Here is an 18,523-nt window from a genome sequence, read left to right as displayed (position 1 = left end):
ATCAGATCCGGTAGCCGGAACCGGGGACGGTGACGATCACCGGAGGTTCGCCCAGCTTGCGGCGGAGCGTCATGACGGTCACGCGTACGACGTTGGTGAACGGGTCGGTGTTCTCGTCCCAGGCCTTCTCCAGGAGCTGCTCCGCGGAGACCACCGCTCCCTCGCTGCGCATCAGCACCTCCAGGACGGCGAACTCCTTGGGCGCGAGCTGCACCTCCTTGCCGTCGCGGAAGACCTCGCGGCGGTTGGGGTCGAGCTTGATGCCGGCCCGCTCCAGTACGGGCGGCAGCGGAAGGCTGGTGCGGCGGCCGAGGGCGCGCACGCGTGCGATCAGCTCGCTGAAGGCGAAGGGCTTGGGGAGATAGTCGTCGGCGCCGATCTCCAGTCCCTCGACGCGGTCGCTGACGTCGCCTGAGGCCGTGAGCATCAACACGCGTGTGGGCATGCCGAGTTCGACGATCTTGCGGCAGACGTCGTCGCCGTGGACGAGGGGGAGGTCCCGGTCGAGGACGACCACGTCGTAGTCGTTGACGCCGATGCGCTCCAGAGCGGCCGCGCCGTCGTACACGACGTCGACGGCCATGGCCTCCCGGCGCAGCCCGGTGGCCACCGCATCGGCGAGCAGCTGCTCGTCCTCGACGACGAGTACGCGCACGTCGCTTGTCCTTCCTGTGTCCACCCGCGTAGCGCTCCGTGAGCGCACGCGGGCGGGGGTTCCGGTGAGTGTGGGCTTCCATCCTGCCCTTTTCGGCCATAAGTCGGCGGTAAGGCGGGTGCGCGGAAGATGAAGGGCGGGTGTGAAGCCCGGGAATGCGAGATTTTCTCGTGAGGTTGAGGTTTCCGCGGAAGGGAGCGGGGGGAGGACGGCTTTACACCCCGCGATCACGCTCTGCATGTGCCGCAGCACCATGCGGTACTCCGCGGTCCGCAGCCGCAGAGTGGGCGTGGGTGTCCGGCACCGTCGCCGCCCGGCGGACAGCGCTGGGCACCTGTGGCAGACGTGATCGCCCCTTCCCGACCGGCACACCCCCGTGCCACCTACCCACGACCCAGGACGAGGGGGCGCAGCATGGACGCATTCACCGCAGGACTTCTGCACCGCATAAGGACGACCGAGTCCGACCTGACGCGGGCTCGCGACGAGGGCGACGACTTCCTCGTCGAGGTGGAACAGGCCGAGCTCGACGACCTGCGCCGCCTCGCCGCCGAGCACGGCGTGGAGGTCGGCGCGACGAGCGTCTGAGCAGTTCGCAGGTACGCGGAGGGGCCCCGGCGAATCCAGCGCCGGGGCCCCTTCGCATGTCCGCGCGAGCGCATCAGTCGTGCCAGGCGCCGAAGTCGTCCAGGAGTCGCTGGAGGGGCTCGAAGACGCCGGGGGAGGCCGCCACCGCCAGGTCGCGTGCGGGGCGCTCTCCGGGCCGCCCACCGGTCAGCGCGCCCGCTTCCCGGGCGATCAGGTCGCCCGCCGCGAGGTCCCAGGGATGCAGCCCGCGTTCGTAGTAGCCGTCGAGGCGACCCGCGGCCACGTCGCACAGGTCGACCGCGGCCGAGCCGCTGCGCCGGATGTCCCGCAGCAACGGGATCAGCCGTTGCGCGACGTCGGCCTGATGGGCGCGCACCTCGGTGACGTAGTTGAAGCCGGTGGAGACCAGGGCCTGCTCGAGGGGCGCCGCGGTACGGCAGGACAGGGCGCGCTCGCCCTCCGGGGCGCCGCTCCCCCACGCCCCGCCGCCGCGCACCGCGTGGTACGTCTCGCCGCGCATCGGGATCTCGACGACCCCGACGACGGCCTCGCCGTCCTGCTCGGCGGCGATGGAGACGGCCCAGGTGGGCAGTCCGTAGAGGTAGTTGACCGTGCCGTCGAGGGGGTCGATCACCCAGCGGATGCCGCTGGTGCCCTCGCTGGAGGCGCCCTCCTCGCCGAGGAAACCGTCGTCGGGGCGGTGCTCGGAGATGAGCCCCGTGATCAGTTTCTCGGCCGCGATGTCCATCTCGGTGACCACGTCGATCGGGCTCGACTTGGTGGCGGCGACCGCGAGATCGGCCGGGCGGCCGTCCCGCAGCAGTGCGCCGGCCCGGCGGGCGGCCTCCATGGCGAGATCGAGCAGTTCGGTGTGCAGGGGGTCGGTCACGCCGTTCCTCACGCGTAGGGGCTGTCGGCGCCCGCGGCGGCGGGCTTGGGGGCGCGGGCGGGGCAGCAGCCGACCGGGCACAGGTTGTGGCTCGCGCCGAGCGCCCCCAGCGCGCACGGAGCGACCTCGCGTCCGCTCTCGGCCGCGGCGCGCTCGAGGACGAGCTCACGGACCGCGGCGGCGAAGCGCGGGTCGGCGCCGACGGTGGCCGAGCGGCGCACCGGCAGGCCCAGTTCCTCCGCCTTGGCCCTGGCCTCCGTGTCGAGGTCGTACAGGACCTCCATGTGGTCGGAGACGAAGCCGATGGGAGCCATCACGACGGCCGGGACGGCGGCCGCGTGCCGCTCCTCCAGGTGGTCGCAGATGTCGGGCTCCAGCCAGGGGATGTGCGGGGCGCCGGAGCGGGACTGGTAGACGAGCTGCCAGGGATGGTCGACGCCGGTGCGTTCGCGGACGGCGTCGGCGATGAGCCGTGCGGTGTCCAGATGCTGCTTCACGTAGGCGCCGCCGTCGCCGTGGTCCTCGACCGGTCCGGAGGTGTCGGCGGACGCGATCGGGATGGAGTGGGTCGAGAAGGCGAGATGCGCGCCGTCCCTGACCTCGTCGGGGAGGTCGGCCAGCGACCGGAGCACCCCCTCGATCATGGGCTCCAGGAAGCCGGGGTGGTTGAAGTAGTGCCGCAGCTTGTCGACCTTCGGCAGTTCGAGTCCCTCGGCCTCCAGCACGGCCAGCGAGTCGGCGAGGTTCTCGCGGTACTGACGGCAGCCGGAGTACGAGGCGTAGGCGCTGGTGGCGAGGACGAGGATCCGGCGCCTGCCGTCGCCGACCATCTCACGCAGGGTGTCCGTGAGGTACGGGGCCCAGTTGCGGTTGCCCCAGTAGATCGGCAGGTCCAGGCCGTGGTCGGCGAAGTCCTTGCGCAGGGCGTCCAGCAGGGCGCGGTTCTGGTCGTTGATGGGGCTGACCCCGCCGAACAGAAAGTAGTGCCGGCCCACTTCCTTGAGGCGTTCCTTGGGGATGCCGCGCCCGCGCGTCACGTTCTCCAGGAACGGGACCACGTCGTCCGGGCCTTCCGGGCCGCCGAAGGAGAGCAGGAGCAGGGCGTCGTAGGGGGTGGCATCGAGCGCGTCTCGCATGAGTCGATCCTGCCACCCGCCTCCGACAGGCGGGAAACGGTGGGGTGCCGGGCGGGGTACCTCCCCGTCCGATTGCGTTAGGGTTGCCTAACTTCGTAAGCTGTATGAGCCGTCTTCACGCCTTACCGGCCCTGCCGGGCTCACCGCACGCCTTGCCGAGTCCCTGCCGAGCCGCCTTTCTCACGCCGCGCCGAGCGTCACGCGCGCGTGCCCGGACCCACCGGAGACCCCGTGCCCAGCCCCTACCGCGCCCTGTTCGCCGCCCCCGGCTCCAAGGGCTTCTCCGCCGCGGGCTTCGTCGGCAGGATGCCGCTGTCGATGATGGGCATCGGCGTGGTCACGATGGTCTCCCAGCTCACCGGGCGCTACGGGCTGGCGGGCGCGTTGTCGGCGACCATCGCTCTGGCGGCGGCCGCCTTCGGACCGCAGATATCGCGCCTGGTGGATGTGCACGGTCAGCGCAGGGTGCTGCGCCCCGCGACACTCGTCGCGCTCGCCGCCGCGGCCGGACTGCTGCTGGCCGCGCACTTCGAGTGGCCGGACTGGGTGCTGTTCGTGTGCGCCGCCGGGATCGGTTCCGTGCCGAGCCTCGGCGCGATGATCCGGGCCCGTTGGGCGGCCCTGTACCGGGGCACGCCACAACTGCACATCGCGTACTCGTTCGAGTCCGTCGTGGACGAGGTGTGCTTCATCTTCGGGCCGATCGTCTCCATCGGCCTGTCCACGGCCTGGTTCCCGGAGGCGGGACCACTGCTGGCGGCCGGCTTCCTCGCCGTGGGCGTCTTCTGGCTGACCGCTCAGCGGGCCACCGAGCCCGCGCCGCACCCGCGCGGGCAGCGCGGCGGCGGTTCCGCCCTGCGCTCGCCCGGACTCCAGGTCCTGGTGGCCACCTTCGTGGCTACCGGAACGATCTTCGGGGCGGTCGACGTGGTCACCGTCGCCTTCGCCGACGAGCAGGGCCACAAGAGCGCCGCCAGCGTCGTCCTCGCGCTCTACGCGGCCGGTTCCTGCGTGGCCGGGCTCGTGTTCGGCCTGCTGCGCCTCAAGGGGGCGCCGGAACGTCGCTGGCTGCTGGGCGTGTTCATGATGGGCGTGAGTATGATCCCCCTCCTACTGGTCGGAAACTTGCCGTCTCTGGCCGTGGCGCTCTTCTTTGCGGGTCTGGCCATCGCTCCGACGATGATCACCACGATGTCCCTCATCGAAGAGCACGTACCACGCGCACAACTGACCGAGGGCATGACCTGGATCAGCACCGGGCTCGCGGTCGGCGTCGCGCTCGGGTCCTCCCTCGCCGGCTGGGTCATCGACGCGGCGGGCGCACAGGCCGGGTACGGGGTTCCGGCGGTGTCCGGAGCCGTCGCGGTCGCGGTCGGTTTCCTGGGGTACCGCCGGCTGAGCAGGCCGGCGCCGGGTCGGGGAGGCACCGTTGAGCAGCACAGCGAGCGGCAAGAACGCCACGTGGCGTAACTGGGGCGGCAATGTCGCCGCGCGGCCGGCGCGGGAGGTCACGCCGGCCTCCGTCGACGAGCTGGCCGAGGCCGTGCGCCGGGCCGCCGAGGACGGTCTGAAGGTGAAGGCCGTGGGCACCGGCCACTCCTTCACCTCGATCGCGGCGACCGACGGTGTATTGATCCGACCTCAACTGTTGACCGGTATCCGCGACATCGATCGCGACAACATGACCGTCACGGTCGAGGCCGGCACCCCGCTCAAGAGACTCAACCTCGCTCTCGCGCGCGAGGGCCTGTCGCTCACCAACATGGGCGACATCATGGAGCAGACGGTGTCCGGGGCCGTCAGCACCGGCACACACGGCACCGGCCGCGAGTCCGCCTCGATCGCCGCCCAGATCAAGGGACTCGAGCTCGTCACGGCGGACGGGTCGGTGGTGACCTGCTCGGAGAAGGGGACCGACGAGGAGCGCGCGCTCTTCGCCGCCGCCCGCATCGGCCTGGGCGCCCTCGGCATCGTCACCGCGATCACCTTCGCCGTGGAACCGATCTTCCTGCTCACCGCGCGGGAGGAACCGATGCCCTTCGACAAGGTCCTCGCCGACTTCGACGAACTGTGGGCCGAGAACGAGCATTTCGAGTTCTACTGGTTCCCGCACACAGGGAGCACCAACACCAAGCGCAACAACCGCAGTGCGGGCCCCCGCGAACCGGTGAGCCGGGTCTCCAGCTGGATCGAGGACGAGTTCCTCTCCAACGGCGTCTTCCAGGTGGCGCAGTGGGTGGGCCGGGCGGTCCCCGCCACGATCCCGACCATCGCGCAGGTGTCCAGCAAGGCGCTGTCCGCGCGCACCTACACGGACATCCCCTACAAGGTCTTCACGTCTGAGCGCCGGGTGCGCTTCGTGGAGATGGAGTACGCCGTTCCGCGCGAGGCGGTGACCGAGACGCTGCGCGAGCTGAAGGCGATGCTCGACCGCTCGGGCCTGCGCGTCAGCTTCCCCGTGGAGGTGCGCACCGCGCCCGCCGACGACATCACGCTGTCCACCGCCTCCGGTCGCGACAGCGCATACATCGCCGTCCACATGGTCAAGGGCACGCCCTACCAGGGGTACTTCACCGCCGCCGAGCGCATCTTCACCGCCCATGAGGGCCGGCCGCACTGGGGCAAGGTGCACACACGGGACGCCGACTACTTCGCCGGCGCCTATCCGCGCTTCGGCGAGTTCACGGCGCTGCGGGATCGGCTGGACCCTGATCGCCTGTTCCAGAACGACTACTTGCGGAGGGTGCTGGGGTCGTAGCCGACTCCGTGGGTACGGGGACCGCCGGGTCGTCGGTCCCCGAACTGCCCACCGTGGCCGTGGGAGTCGGCGCGGTCCCGGCCGTCGTACCGCCGGGGTCCTCCTCCGCGTCCTCCCCGCTGCCGCTCGCCGACGGGGAGACCCCGCCCGAGGCAGCCGACCCCCCGGCCGAAGGCGAGGAGGGCGACGACGAGGAGGCGGGCGCAGAGGTGCTGTCCGACTCCGCGCCGGAGGGGCCGGGCGACGAACCGGACGAGGAACCGCCACCCGTGACCGCCTCGGTGACCGTCGTGCCCCGGTCGCCGCTGAAACTGTCGCCCGACACCAGCTCGTACGTGGTGATCCCGGCCATCGCGACCCCGAAGACGAGCGCGGCGGCCGCCACCGGCCGCTTGCGGCGCCCGCTCCGGGCGCGGTGGACGGTGCCCTCGGTGAACTCGCCCGGCGCGGGCGGTGTGCGCACCCTCGGTTCCGCGGCCACCCAGGTGTCGCGGACCCGTGGCTCGCGGACCTGTGGCTCGCGGACCTGAACTTCGCGCAACTGCTCCCCGGTACGCCTGAAGAAGTGCTGGAAGAGCGATCCGCCACAGGTGGCGACGACACTGACCAGACCCGCGCCGAGGATCGTGCCGTAGACCCCGAAGTACGAGGCGAGTTTCGCGGCCACCACCGCGGCCACGGCGCTGCCGGCGACCTGAGGCACGCTCAGGTCGAGCCGCTTGCGTTTCACCTCCTCCCCGGCAGTCGACTCACCAACGGATTCGGGCCTTTCACACATACCGGGAGCTTGCCTTCCTTTCCCGCACTTGATCAATCATCTGCACGAGAAGGGGACGTACGGACGAAACCGATAGTTCCTTTTCGGGAGATTGCGTGAACTACGCCACGCCCAAGATCGCGAAATGCCCGCCGCGGACGGTCAAGTCCCACGCCTCCCCCGAAGTTGGATGGCGCGCCAATCCACGCACGTGGCCCAAATGGAGTACTGTTGCGAGCCCTGGGCCCGGTCTCCCTCCAGGATGTCCGGAGCCTCGCTGGACCGCTTGTGGGGGGATGAGTTGCACAGGGTGACGGGGTTGGTCACTCAGCGTGACGAATAGGTAACCGTGCCATAACGGCGAGGCAGGACCTGTGCCCGACACGCCGGGCAACTCGGCAAGGTTGTGGCAGGCTGCACCCGGGCAGGCCACACTCGACTAGCGGAAGCAGCGACGCACGTGACGTCGGCAGGCACCACCCGGGAGGTCCCCATGCCCGAACTGCGTGTCGTGGCCGTCTCGAATGACGGCACACGGCTGGTGCTGAAGGCTGCGGACAGCACGGAGTACACGCTTCCGATCGATGAGCGTCTGCGCGCCGCCGTCCGCGGCGACCGTCCCCGCCTCGGCCAGATCGAGATCGAGGTGGAGAGCCATCTCCGCCCCCGTGACATCCAGGCGCGTATACGTGCCGGTGCCACCGCCGAAGAAGTCGCCCAGATGGCCGGCATCCCTGTCGACCGGGTGCGCCGCTTCGAGGGCCCCGTGCTGGCCGAGCGTGCCTTCATGGCCGAGCGAGCCCGGAAGACTCCGGTCCGTCGGCCCGGCGAGAACGCCGGCCCCCAACTCGGCGAGGCCGTCCAGGAACGTCTGGTGCTGCGCGGCGCCGACAAGGACACCGTCCAGTGGGACTCGTGGCGTCGCGACGACGGCACCTGGGAAGTCCTGCTGGTCTACCTGGTCGCGGGCGAACCCCACTCGGCGAGCTGGACGTACGACCCGCCCCGGCGGCTCGTCCAGGCCGTCGACGACGAGGCCCGTTCGCTGATCGGCGAGTCCGACGACCTGGCCGCTCCCGAGCCCAGTTTCCCGTTCGTCCCGCGCATCGCACGGCTTCCGCGCGACCGTCCGCTGGACCGCGCGCTCGACCGGCCCAGCCTGCCGGCCCAGCCGTCCGAGCCGGCCGAGGAGAGCACCGGCGAGCGGGAACGCGACTCGCTGACCAGCCTGTTGGAGGCGGTGCCGAGTTTCCGTGGCGACATGGTCGTGCCGGAGCGCCCGGCGGATCCCGCCGCGGAGGAGCCCGAGGAGCAGGAGCCGGTCACCGAGGAACCCCCGGCGCCGGCCGCCTCCGCCGGATCCGCCTACGCGGACGTCCTCATGCCGCGCTCGGTGGGCAGCCACCGCGATCGCCTCATCGGCGCCACCGACCGGCAGGCCGAGGCGGACGGCGTCCGTCCGGGCCGCCGGGCCGCGGTGCCGAGCTGGGACGAGATCGTGTTCGGCACGCGGCGGAAGAAGCAGGAGTAACCGGCCCTCGGGCAACTCGCCCGGGGCGTCGGCCGGTTCGCGTAATCCGGTGAACACACCCGTAGATACGTGGGGGAGGGCCGCATCTGTTCGATGCGGCCCTCCCCCACGTCTCCACGCGGCCGGACTACCGGGGATCGGGGCCCACGGCGACCGGCCGGGCCGGGTCCGAGGACCACTCCGACCAGGAGCCGACGTACAGGGCCGCCGGGATCCCCGCGACCGCCAGGGCCAGCACCTCGTGGGCGCCGGAGACGCCCGAGCCGCAGTACACGCCGACCTCGGTGCCGTCGGACGCCCCCAGCCCCTCGAAGCGGTCCCGCAGGTCCTCGGCGGCCAGGAATCGGCCGTCCGGGCCCACGTTGTCGTTCGTGGGCGCGGAGACGGCACCGGGAATGTGCCCGCCGACCCGGTCGATCGGTTCGACCTCACCCCGGTACCGCTCCCCCGCACGGGCGTCGAACAGCACTCCGGAGCGGGCGAGAGCGGCGGCCCCGTCGGCGTCGAGAAGCCCCGTGGCGCCCGGCACCGGCTCGAAGTCGCCCTCCGCGCGCGCGGGGACGTCACGCGAGAGATCCCCCTGCCACGACGGCAACCCGCCGTCGAGGACCCGCACGTCCGGGTGACCCGTCCAGCGCAGCAGCCACCACGCGCGGGCCGCCGCCCAGCCCTGCCCGCCGTCGTACACGACCACCGGCCGGCCCGCCGAGACACCCGCTCGGCGCATCGCGGAACCGAACAGCGCGAGGTCGGGCAGCGGGTGCCGGCCACGACCGCCCGGCGCTCCCGCGAGCTCCCGGTCCAGGTCGACGTAGACCGCGCCGGGCACATGTCCGGCCTCGTACGCGGCGCGCCCGTCGAACGGCGGCTCCCCCGCCGCTTTCGCCACGCTGAGCTGCCAGCGGACGTCGAGGACGACCGGCGGGTTCTCCCCCGCCAGGTCGCCGGTCAGTTCCGATGCGGTGATGATGGCGTTCATGGTCACCATCCTCGCTCACGGGGTGGCCCCATCGCTCATGTCCGGCTACTCTGCTCGGCCGGACAGGCTCGATCACTGGGCGTGCGGGATCGAGCACATGCCGTACAGGCGATCGACATACGGCGACAACCGCGCGTAAACCAACGAGAAACCCCCTATCAGGCATCCTCCGAGGGCGGAAGCGACACGGCACCTCAGGGGGCCGAGGAGAGAGTGACGATGACCGAGGCAGGTGGGTCGGCCGGCCCGATCGGCGCAGCACACGCCCGCTACGCGCCCGGTACACCCTGCTGGGTGAGTCTGATGGCGCACGGGTTGACCGCGACGCAGGAGTTCTACGGCGAGCTGTTCGGCTGGGAGTTCCGACCCGGCCCGCAGCAGCTGGGCCCCTACGCGCGGGCGCTGCTCGACGGGCGCGAGGTGGCCGGCATCGGTCAACTGCCTCCGGACCGCCACCTCCCGGTCGCCTGGACGCCCTACTTCGCCTCCGACGACGTGGACACGACCGCCGAAACGGTCCGCCTGTGCGGCGGCACGATCGGGGTCGGCCCGCTGGACGCCTCCGACGCCGGGCGGCTGGCCATCGGCTCCGACCCCTCCGGCGCCGTCTTCGGCGTCTGGCAGGCGGCTGCCCACGTCGGCACCACCCTCACCGGCGTGCCCGGCACCCCGGCCTGGAACGAGCTGACGACCTACGAGGCCGCGAGCGTCCGCAAGTTCTACGAGACGGTCTTCGGCTACGAGGAGACGGTGGTGTCCGCAGACTTCGACCACCTGACCCTGCACGTCGCCGGCCGCCCGGTCGCCGGCATCCACGGGGTGGGCGCCGCGTTGCCCCGGGACCGGGGGCCGCACTGGACGACGTACTTCGAGGTGGCCGACACGGACGCGGCGCTCGGCCGGGTCGTCGATCTCGGCGGGCGGATCCTCGAGCCGGCCCAGGACAGCGAGCACGGGCGCGTGGCGAGCGTGGCCGACCCCGAGGGTGCCCGGTTCTCCCTGATCCAGGGGCCTCGGTGACGGCGCTCCCTGAGGCCGACGGAGGCTAGACCTGCTGCACCGGCAGCACGTCCGGCGACAGGGCCGCCGCCCGGGCCGACGCCGAGGTCATACGGCGGCGGTGGTGGCGCCTGCACAGGACCTCGTAGCCGACGGTGTCCGCCCGGTCGACGTCACCGACGACGACCTGGGCGCCCTCCACGACCATGACACCGCCCACCGTGCGGGCGTTGTGCGTGGCGCGGGCGCCGCACCAGCACAGCGCCTCGACCTGGAGGACCTCGACGCGGTCGGCGAGCTCGACCAGCCGCTGCGAGCCGGGGAACAGCTTGGAGCGGAAGTCGGTGGTGATCCCGAAGGCGTAGACGTCGATGTCCAGGTCGTCCACCACGCGCGCGAGCTGGTCGATCTGCTCCTCGGCAAGGAACTGCGCCTCGTCCGCGATCACGTAGTCCGCGCGGCCGCCCTGCGAGAGGTGGTCGACGAGGGAGGCGTAGAGGTCCTGGCCGTCCTGGACCTCGACCGCGTCGGTGACCAGGCCCAGGCGGGAGGAGAGCTTGCCCTCGCCCGCGCGGTCGTCCCGCGTGAAGATCATGCCCTGCAGACCGCGCGAGGAGCGGTTGTGCTCTATCTGCAGAGCCAGCGTCGACTTCCCGCAGTCCATGGTTCCGGAGAAGAACACCAGCTCGGGCATGGGAAGTTGAGCGCCTTTCGGTGACGTTGACAGTGACGGTGTCGGTGAGAGGGAACGGTCCTGGGCGTCAGGAGCGTACTTCGAGCAGCGGGACCAGCTGCTCGGCAGGGGTCATCGAGCCGTGGTTGCCGACCATCGCCGACTCCTTGGGCTCCCGTTCGGACGCGATGATCAGCACGTCGTCCCGGGCGGCCGCGACCACGTCGCCGAGACGGGCGTACACCCGCTCGTCGATCTGCGGTCCGAACCAGCCCGCGGCGATCGCCTCGTCGCGGGAGGCGATCCAGAACTGCTCGCCGAGCACCTCGCGCCAGCAGGTCAGGACGTCGTCCTCGGCGCCCGGCACGGCGTAGACATGGCGGGCGCGGCCCTCGCCGCCCAGCAGGGCGACCCCGGCACGCAGCTCCCAGTCCGCGTCGAAGTCGATGCGGTGCTCCTCGTCGAAGGGCACGTCGACCATGCCGTGGTCCGCGGTGACGTAGAGCGCGCTGCGCGGGGGGAGCTGCTCGGCGAGGCGCTGGACGAGCCGGTCGACGTACATGAGCTGGCCGCGCCAGGTGTCGGAGGCGACGCCGTAGCGATGCCCGGCGCCGTCCAGTTCCGCGTAGTACGTGTAGACGAGGGAACGGTCGCCGGCGGCCAGTTGCTCGGCGGCGAAGTCCATGCGCTCCTCGCCGGTCAGCCGCCCGTGAAACGTTCCGCCGCTGAGCGCGACCTTGGTCAACGGGGTGTTCTGGAACGTGGGGGACGACACCTGCGCGGCGTGCACGCCCGCCTCGTGGGCGAGCTGGAAGACGGTGGGGTACGGCTGCCAGGCGCCCGGGGCCGTCCATGGCTGCCAGCGGAGCTGGTTCATCAGGGCGCCGGTCGCCGGGTTGCGCACGGTGTAGCCGGGCAGGCCGTGCGCGCCCGGGGGAAGGCCGGTGCCGACGGAGGCGAGGGAGGTCGCCGTGGTCGCCGGATAGCCGGCGGTGAGCGGACGTCCGGTGCCGCCGCGCGAGCTGCCGAGCAGCGCGTGGAGGTAGGGCGCCTCGTCGGGGTGGGCCTTGACCTGCTCCCAGCCGAGGCCGTCGATCAGGAAGACGCAGTTGCGGTCGGCCGGCGTGAGCTCCGGGATCGCCGCGGTCGTACCGGGTACGCCCATGCCCGCCGCCAGCGTGGGCAGCAGGTCGGCGAGGGATCCGGAGCCGTACTCGGGGACGGGGGCGGAGCCGACGGCGAGCGGTTCGGGGAAGTCCCAGGAGGCGGAGCCGTAAGGGGCGTCCGCGGGGCGCCCTCGGTCATGGGCGGCGGGGGGATGCGGGTGGGACATCAGCGGGGTACGTCCACTGTCGCCTCGGAGAGCGCCTGCGCGAAGACCAGGGCCTGGCGGACCGTCTCCGGGCCGTCACCGGCCTCGCTCACCCGCAGGCTGAGGTCGTCCGCCGTCGAGCTGCCGGTGTAGCCGTGGTCGGCGTCGCAGTTGGGGTCGCCGCAGGCGGCAGGCTCCAGGTCGATACGGGAGACGGCGCCCCAGCCGATGGTCAGCACGACCTCGCGCGGCAGAGTGCCCGGCGTGTACGACTCGGGGTTGGCGACCACCCGACTGAGGACGACGGACGAGATCCGGCCGATCTTCACGGATTCCGTGGACGTCGTGGCGTACGGCGTCGGGGAGGTGGTGTCGGCTGCCTGCTCGTCGGTGTGGCTGACGATGAAGCGGTTGCCGGTGAGCACCAGCACGGTCACGTGCCGGCGCACCTCGTTCTGGTCGAACGTGGTCTCCTGGTGGACCAGGAACGACCGGATCGGCTCGCCGCCCACAGCGGCCTCCACCGCCTCGGCCACGAGGGCCGGGTAGTAGCCGCTGCGCTCGATCGCCGCGCGCAGCCCCTGGGTCGTCGTACTGGTCTTGGCCATGCCCTCCATCCTACGGGGACCCACTGACTGCGAGGCACCGCTCAGGAGCGCTTCGGTACGTCGGCGCGGGCCGGGCTGTGCGCCGTCGGCGCCCCGCCGACGCTCCGGGGACCGCGCCACGGGGCGGGCCGCCGCCCGGGCTGCGTGTCCTCGCGCGCGTGCCGCACCGTGTTCCCGGACGGACCGCTCAGCCGGCCGGCCGCCGGCAGATCCGCAGTCGGTAGGTCGGCAGTCAGTAGGTCGGCAGCGTCCTCGGTCCGAGGTCGTCGCGCGCCGGCGGCGGCGAGAGGCGTACGGAGGCGCCGAGCACGCTCAGGCCGTGCGGGGCGACGACGACCGGCTCCAGGGTGACCGCGACGACCTCGGGGTGGTCGTCGACCAGCCGGGAAACCCGCAGCAGCAGCTCCTCCAGGGCGGCGGTGTCGACCGGCGTCGAGCCGCGCCAGCCGAAGAGGAGCGGGGCGGTCCGGATGGACCGGATCAGCGAGGTCGCGTCGCGGTCGGTTACCGGAACGAGCCGGTGCGCCATGTCCCCGAGCAGCTGGGAGGCGGCTCCGGCGAGCCCGAAGGACAGCACGGCTCCGGCCGCCGGGTCGATGACCGCGCGGACGACCGTGTCGACGCCGCGCGGCGCCATCGCCTGGACGACCGGGCGGATCTCCTCCGGCTTGCCGAAGAGCTCGGTCAACTCGGCGTATGAACGGCGCAGTTGCTCCTCGTCGGCCACATCGAGCCGTACGCCGCCCAGGTCGGCGCGATGGCGCAGGTGCGGCGCGGTGGCCTTGAGGGCGACGGGGTAGCCGAGGGCGTCCGCGGCCCGCGCGGCCTCGTCCGGGGTGGGGGCCGCGATGGCCCGGCGGGTGCGGATGCCGTAGCGGCCGAGCAGCGCGCACGTCTCGTCGGTGCCGAGGGTCAGGCCCTGCCCGCGCGCGAGGAGCCCGCCGATCAGCTCGGCGGCGCCCTTCTCGTCGATGTCGTCGTACTCGGGCACCTTGCCGGCGTCGGCCGCCTCGCGCCGCCACTGGGCGTACTTGACCGCCTCCGCGAGCGCGCGGACGGCGCGTTCGGCGGCGGGGTAGGCGGGGATGAGATGCGTGCCCTCGGCCGGCTCGACGGCGGTGGGCACCGGCCGCCCGGCGTCGGCGGCGTCGGCACGCGCGCGGGGGGCCGCTTCCGCGCGCGGCGCGGTGCTCGTCGCCGCGGACAGCGCCGTGGCGAGACCGCCGAGTTCCACGTGCACGACGAGCACGGGTTTGGCCGGAGCGGCCGCCGCGGCCGACCGCAGGGCCTCCGCGAGTTCCGCGTCTCCGGGCGACCCCTCACCGATCGCCGGGATCGCCGTCACGACCACCGCGTCGCACGTCTCGTCGGCCAGCGCCCGGGCCAGCGCCGCGTGGAAGTCCTGGGCCGACGCCTCGGTCGTCAGGTCCAGCGGCGGCATCGGGCGCAGCCCTTCCGAGAGACAGGCGTCGTACGTCAGCAGGCCGAGCGACTCGGAGTTGCCGAGGATCGCCACCCGCGGGCCCGTCGGCAGCGGCTGACGGGCGAGCAGCAGGCCCGCGTCGACCAGTTCGGTGATGGTGTCCACCCGGATCACGCCGGCCTGCCGCAACAGCGCCGACACGGTCGCGTGCGGCAGCCGGGTCGCCCGTACGGCGTGCCCCTGCGGGGCGGAACCGGCGCCCTGGACGACGACCAGGGGCTTGGCGGCGGCCGTGCGCCGCGCCAGGCGGGTGAACTTGCGCGGGTTGCCGATCGACTCCAGGTACATGAGGGCGACGTCGGTGTCGGGGTCGTCGTACCAGTACTGCAGGACGTCGTTGCCCGAGACGTCCGCGCGGTTGCCGGAGGAGACGAAGGTGGACACGCCTGTGACGCCGGTGACGCCTCCGCCACGCCGGTGGAGGCGGGACAGCAGGGCGATGCCGATGGCGCCGGACTGCGCGAACAGACCGATCCGGCCGGGCCTCGGCATCTCCGGGGCCAGCGAGGCGTTCAGCCGCACCTCCGGGGAGGTGTTGATGACGCCGAAGGCGTTGGGGCCGATGATCCGCATGCCGTACGCGCGCGCGTGGCGGACGAGTTCACGCTGGCGCTCCCGCCCGTCGGGGCCGCTCTCCGCATAACCGGCGGAGATGACCACGAGCCCCTGCACGCCGTGCTCGCCGCACTCGGCGACGGCCTCGGGGACCTGCTCCGCCGGGACGGCGACGACCGCGAGGTCGACGGGCGCCGCTATGTCGCGCACCGAGCGGTGGGCGGGTACCCCGTCCAGCTCCTTCAGGTCCTCGGGAAAGGCCTTGTTCACCGCGTACAGCCGTCCGGTGAAGCCCGCCTCGCGGAGGTTGCCGAGGACGCTTCGGCCTACACCGCCGGGGGTGCGGCCGGCGCCGACGACGGCCACGGAGCCGGGCGCCAGCAGCCGACCCACGGAGTGCGCCTCGGCGCGCTGTTCCCGCGCGCGCTGCACGGCGAGGGAGCGTTCGGTGGGTTCGAGGCCGAACTCCAGGTGTACGACGCCGTCCTCGAAGCTGCGCTTCTGGGTGTAACCGGCGTCCGTGAACACCTTGATCATCTTGGTGTTGGCGGGGAGCACCTCGGCCGCGAAACGGCGGATGTCCCGTTCGCGCGCCACGGCCGCGATGTGTTCCAGCAGCGCGGAGGCGACACCCCTGCCCTGGTGGGCGTCCTGGACCAGGAAGGCGACCTCGGCCTCGTCGGCCGGCGCCGAGGCGGCCATGCCGTCGGCACCAATGCGGTCATAGCGTACGGTGGCGATGAACTCGCCGCCGACCGTGGCCGCGAGTCCCACCCGGTCCACAAAGTCGTGGTGCGTGAAGCGGTGGACGTCCTTGTCGGACAGGCGCGGGTAGGGCGCGAAGAAGCGGTAGTACTTCGACTCGTCCGAAACCTGCTCGTAGAAGCTGACCAGGCGCTCGGCGTCATCGACGGTGATGGGGCGGATGCGCGCGGTGCCGCCGTCGCGCAGCACCACGTCGGCCTCCCAGTGGGCGGGGTACTCGTGCCGGTCCGACGCGCTCTGCATGGGGCCCAGAGTACGGCTCGCGTACGACAACGGCGCGAGGCAGTCTGTCTGTGGGGGACGCACGTCGGATCGAGGCCGCGATCCGACCACCACGTCGGGAGGGACACGTGACCCCTCCCTCACACGCTTCACGTGTGGAACACTGGTCTAGACAACCTGAACACTGAAGGGCAGCATCACATGGCTGAGCGCCGCGTCAACGTCGGCTGGGCCGAGGGCCTTCACGCCCGCCCCGCTTCCATCTTCGTCCGGGCCGCCACGGCCGCAGGTATCCCGGTGACGATCGCCAAGGCCGACGGCAACCCCGTCAACGCGGCCTCCATGCTGGCCGTTCTCGGCCTGGGCGCCCAGGGCGGCGAGGAGATCGTCCTCGCCTCCGAGGCCGACGGCGCGGACGCCGCCCTCGACCGTCTGGCGAAGCTGGTCGCCGAGGGTCTCGAGGAGCTTCCCGAGACCGTCTGAGCACACGGCCCCCTTTGCGCGTCCGAACCGGCACCGCTCTCGCGGATGTGGTCGCGCATCACGGGGATCGCTCGATCGACGGTAGCGGTGTTCGTCGCCTCGAAGGTGCCGCACCGCTGACATTGAAGGGCTCGTCCGAATTATCGGGCGAGCCCTTCGCATTTCCCGTTCACGGGCAGCAGAAATAATCCCCCGCGAATTACCCCCTCTTTGTATACGGCCCTCGTGTTAATGCCGCAGACCCGTCATGTTTACGGGAGGTTGCGAACTCCTCACACGGTCGGTCCGCTCGGAACCGCCGGAAAAGCGCAGCCGGTGCGCGGCCGTCGCGCGCTCGGTGTGCAGCGCCGTTATCGTCCGCGCGCGCTCGCCGTCGCCGCGCGCCACCGCGTCCACGATCGCGCCGTGCTCCGCCCAGGACTCCACGGGGTCGGCCGGGGCCTCGACCGCGTACATCCAGGCGATCTTGTGGCGCAGCTGGGTGAGCATCGACGTGAGGGCGTGGCTTCCGCAGGACTGGGCGAGCGTCTCGTGGAACCAGCCCCCCAGCGAGCGCAGATCCTCGCTGTTGCCCCGCCTGGCCCGCTCCTGGCCCAGTCGGACGAGACCGCGCAGCACCTTCAGATGGGCCTCGGTGCGCCGCTGGGCGGCGCGGGAGGCGCCGAGCGGCTCCAGGAGCATCCGCATCTCCAGCAGGTCCGCGGCCTCCTGCTCGGTCGGTTCCGCGACGCACGCGCCCGCGTGCCGCCGGGTGACGACGAAGCCCTCGGCCTCCAGGGTGCGCAGCGCCTCTCGGACGGGGACGCGGGAAACGCCGTAGCGGCGGGCGAGGAGTTCCTCCGTGAGGCGGCTGCCGCGCTCGTAGACACCCGCGACGATGTCGTCCCGAATGGCCGTGCACACCGAGTGCGCCGGAATACGCATGACGGACCTCCGCCTTAATCCCCGTGAAACGTCGACGATTGACGTGTGTTCCGTGACTCTATTGCAATGAGCGGGAATTTCCGATGGCGGGCCGGAATCCGGGGATATTTTTTGGACAGCGAGGCCCCGAAAACGGCGAAAGCCCCGGCCGGAAGGGCCGGGGCAAGACGATCCGTCGCCGTGGGGTCGTCAGACGTTCACGCCGTGGTTGCGGAGGTAGGCGACCGGATCGATGTCCGAGCCGTACTCCGCGGTGGTGCGGGCCTCGAAGTGCAGATGCGCGCCGGTGACGTTGCCGGTGGCGCCGGACAGGGCGATCCGCTGCCCCGGGGCGACCTGCTGGCCCACCGACACCTCGATGGACGACAGGTGACCGTACTGGGTGTACGTCCCGTCGTTCATCTTGATGACGACCTGGTTGCCGTACGACCCGCCCCAGCCGGCCTCGACGACGGTGCCCAGCCCGACCGCGTGCACCGTGGTGCCGCTGGCCGCGTGGAAGTCGATGCCGGTGTGGCTGCCGGAGGACCACAGGGAGCTGCTGGCCTGGTAGCCGGTGGAGACGTAGGAACCGGTGATCGGCAGCACGAAGGTGTTGAGGCGCTTGCGCTCGGCCTCACGGGCGGCACGCACGCGTGCCTCGCGCTCCTCGACGGCCTTCTTGGCCGCGGCCTGACGGGCGGCCTCCTCGAAGGCCGCGTGCTTCTGCACGGCGACCTGGTCGTCGACCTGCTCGGCGACGGCCGCGGAGGCGGTGACGACGGGGATCAGCCCGGTCTGCTCGGGGCTGGGTTCGGCGGCGAGAGCCGGAGTGGAGGCGACGGTGGCCATCACACCGGTGGTGGTGAGCGCCGCGACGCCCGCCGCGCGAGCGGTGGTCCGCTGCATCCGGCTGGGCCGACGGTGCTTACCGGGCGCGCAGGTGAACGCCATGAAGTCGTGGGTGTCCTTTCCTTCCCTCTCGCCTACCGGGTTAGCTGACGGGTTCGGAGCAGGAAGGTCTCCTACGGACCCCCTCGCGTTCACGCGCGGGCGTCCGATTCACCCCAGGGACTTCACAAGTGGGTCCCCGGCTCCCCTGGCTCGCGCCGTACGGGGACTCGGCGATGACTGTCCGGTGCCGCGGCTGCGGCGCACTGCCTGACGAACAGCCCGGATGACGCTAAGCGGCGCGGGTTTCAATCCTCAAACGAATCCCGGGTTTTG

At 71.8% G+C, this 18,523-nt stretch carries 17 protein-coding genes and 1 riboswitch; of the genes, 6 read left to right on the top strand and 11 right to left on the bottom strand.

Going from position 1 to position 18,523, the window contains the following annotated elements; translation table 11 throughout:
* Nucleotide 1: 1 nt before the first annotated feature.
* Nucleotides 2-655, bottom strand: a complete 654-nt coding sequence (locus tag QF030_RS30750) for a response regulator transcription factor (protein ID WP_020125132.1) — start codon at nt 653-655, stop codon at nt 2-4.
* Between the two features lie 414 nt (nt 656-1,069).
* Between QF030_RS30750 and QF030_RS30745 the strand changes: the two genes are divergently transcribed.
* Nucleotides 1,070-1,243, top strand: a complete 174-nt coding sequence (locus QF030_RS30745) for a hypothetical protein (RefSeq protein WP_171399964.1) — start codon at nt 1,070-1,072, stop codon at nt 1,241-1,243.
* Between the two features lie 73 nt (nt 1,244-1,316).
* On the opposite strand, the gene QF030_RS30740 is transcribed toward QF030_RS30745, so the two are convergent.
* Both QF030_RS30740 and QF030_RS30735 read right to left on the bottom strand, forming a co-directional pair.
* Nucleotides 1,317-2,132, bottom strand: a complete 816-nt coding sequence (locus QF030_RS30740) for an inositol monophosphatase family protein (RefSeq protein WP_307165824.1) — start codon at nt 2,130-2,132, stop codon at nt 1,317-1,319.
* Nucleotides 2,133-2,140: 8 nt separating this feature from the next.
* A complete protein-coding gene (locus QF030_RS30735; RefSeq protein ID WP_307165823.1) occupies nt 2,141-3,268 on the bottom strand; it encodes a ferrochelatase in 1,128 nt (375 codons plus the stop codon).
* A gap of 231 nt (nt 3,269-3,499) precedes the next feature.
* On the opposite strand from QF030_RS30735, the gene QF030_RS30730 reads away from it, so the two are divergent.
* Nucleotides 3,500-4,738, top strand: a complete 1,239-nt coding sequence (locus tag QF030_RS30730; RefSeq protein ID WP_307165822.1) for an MFS transporter — start codon at nt 3,500-3,502, stop codon at nt 4,736-4,738.
* Complete coding sequence (locus tag QF030_RS30725) at nt 4,698-6,026, top strand: D-arabinono-1,4-lactone oxidase (protein ID WP_307165821.1); 1,329 nt, start codon at nt 4,698-4,700, stop codon at nt 6,024-6,026. The genes QF030_RS30730 and QF030_RS30725 overlap by 41 nt, the downstream gene beginning before the upstream one ends.
* Here the strand turns inward: QF030_RS30725 and QF030_RS30720 are convergent.
* Entirely contained in the window at nt 5,950-6,804 is an 855-nt protein-coding gene (locus tag QF030_RS30720; protein WP_307165820.1) for a hypothetical protein, read from the bottom strand. The two genes, QF030_RS30725 and QF030_RS30720, sit on opposite strands and share 77 nt — an antisense overlap.
* A gap of 472 nt (nt 6,805-7,276) precedes the next feature.
* Here QF030_RS30720 and sepH point away from each other — a divergent pair, with 472 nt between their 5' ends.
* Nucleotides 7,277-8,314 carry a septation protein SepH gene (gene sepH / locus QF030_RS30715; RefSeq protein ID WP_307165819.1) on the top strand — a complete coding sequence of 346 codons (1,038 nt, stop codon included), beginning with the start codon at nt 7,277-7,279 and terminating at the stop codon, nt 8,312-8,314.
* A 127-nt stretch (nt 8,315-8,441) separates the two neighbouring features.
* Here the strand turns inward: sepH and QF030_RS30710 are convergent, their stop codons facing one another.
* Complete coding sequence (locus tag QF030_RS30710) at nt 8,442-9,293, bottom strand: sulfurtransferase (RefSeq protein WP_307165818.1); 852 nt, start codon at nt 9,291-9,293, stop codon at nt 8,442-8,444.
* Nucleotides 9,294-9,512: 219 nt separating this feature from the next.
* Between QF030_RS30710 and QF030_RS30705 the strand changes: the two genes are divergently transcribed.
* The gene (locus tag QF030_RS30705; RefSeq protein WP_307165817.1) at nt 9,513-10,313 is read left to right on the top strand and encodes a VOC family protein; all 801 of its coding nucleotides are present in this window, start codon (nt 9,513-9,515) and stop codon (nt 10,311-10,313) included.
* 25 nt (nt 10,314-10,338) lie between these two features.
* Here the strand turns inward: QF030_RS30705 and QF030_RS30700 are convergent, their stop codons facing one another.
* The 4 genes from QF030_RS30700 to QF030_RS30685 all read right to left on the bottom strand — a co-directional run bounded on the left by QF030_RS30700 (nt 10,339) and on the right by QF030_RS30685 (nt 15,931).
* Nucleotides 10,339-10,986 (bottom strand): thymidine kinase, encoded by a 648-nt coding sequence (locus QF030_RS30700; protein WP_307165816.1) that lies wholly within the window; start codon nt 10,984-10,986, stop codon nt 10,339-10,341.
* A gap of 67 nt (nt 10,987-11,053) precedes the next feature.
* Entirely contained in the window at nt 11,054-12,298 is a 1,245-nt protein-coding gene (locus tag QF030_RS30695; protein WP_307165815.1) for an alkaline phosphatase family protein, read from the bottom strand.
* The gene (locus QF030_RS30690; protein WP_307167747.1) at nt 12,298-12,894 is read right to left on the bottom strand and encodes a DUF5998 family protein; all 597 of its coding nucleotides are present in this window, start codon (nt 12,892-12,894) and stop codon (nt 12,298-12,300) included. Before QF030_RS30690 ends, QF030_RS30695 begins: the two co-directional genes overlap by 1 nt.
* A 223-nt stretch (nt 12,895-13,117) precedes the next feature.
* Nucleotides 13,118-15,931 (bottom strand): bifunctional acetate--CoA ligase family protein/GNAT family N-acetyltransferase, encoded by a 2,814-nt coding sequence (locus QF030_RS30685; protein WP_307165814.1) that lies wholly within the window; start codon nt 15,929-15,931, stop codon nt 13,118-13,120.
* 180 nt (nt 15,932-16,111) lie between these two features.
* Here QF030_RS30685 and QF030_RS30680 point away from each other — a divergent pair, with 180 nt between their 5' ends.
* The gene (locus QF030_RS30680; RefSeq protein ID WP_020125117.1) at nt 16,112-16,393 is read left to right on the top strand and encodes an HPr family phosphocarrier protein; all 282 of its coding nucleotides are present in this window, start codon (nt 16,112-16,114) and stop codon (nt 16,391-16,393) included.
* Between the two features lie 228 nt (nt 16,394-16,621).
* On the opposite strand, the gene QF030_RS30675 is transcribed toward QF030_RS30680, so the two are convergent.
* Nucleotides 16,622-17,317, bottom strand: a complete 696-nt coding sequence (locus tag QF030_RS30675; protein ID WP_307165813.1) for a GntR family transcriptional regulator — start codon at nt 17,315-17,317, stop codon at nt 16,622-16,624.
* 189 nt (nt 17,318-17,506) lie between these two features.
* On the bottom strand, nt 17,507-18,250 hold the full coding sequence (locus QF030_RS30670) for a M23 family metallopeptidase (protein WP_307165812.1): 744 nt from the start codon (nt 18,248-18,250) through the stop codon (nt 17,507-17,509).
* 14 nt (nt 18,251-18,264) lie between these two features.
* Nucleotides 18,265-18,433, bottom strand: a riboswitch (cyclic di-AMP (ydaO/yuaA leader).
* Nucleotides 18,434-18,523 lie beyond the last annotated feature (90 nt).

Origin of the sequence: Streptomyces rishiriensis (assembly GCF_030815485.1) — a bacterium.
Taxonomy (GTDB): domain Bacteria; phylum Actinomycetota; class Actinomycetes; order Streptomycetales; family Streptomycetaceae; genus Streptomyces; species Streptomyces rishiriensis_A.
Note: the sequence above shows the minus strand (reverse complement) of the source record. Positions and strands in the feature narration are given on the sequence as shown.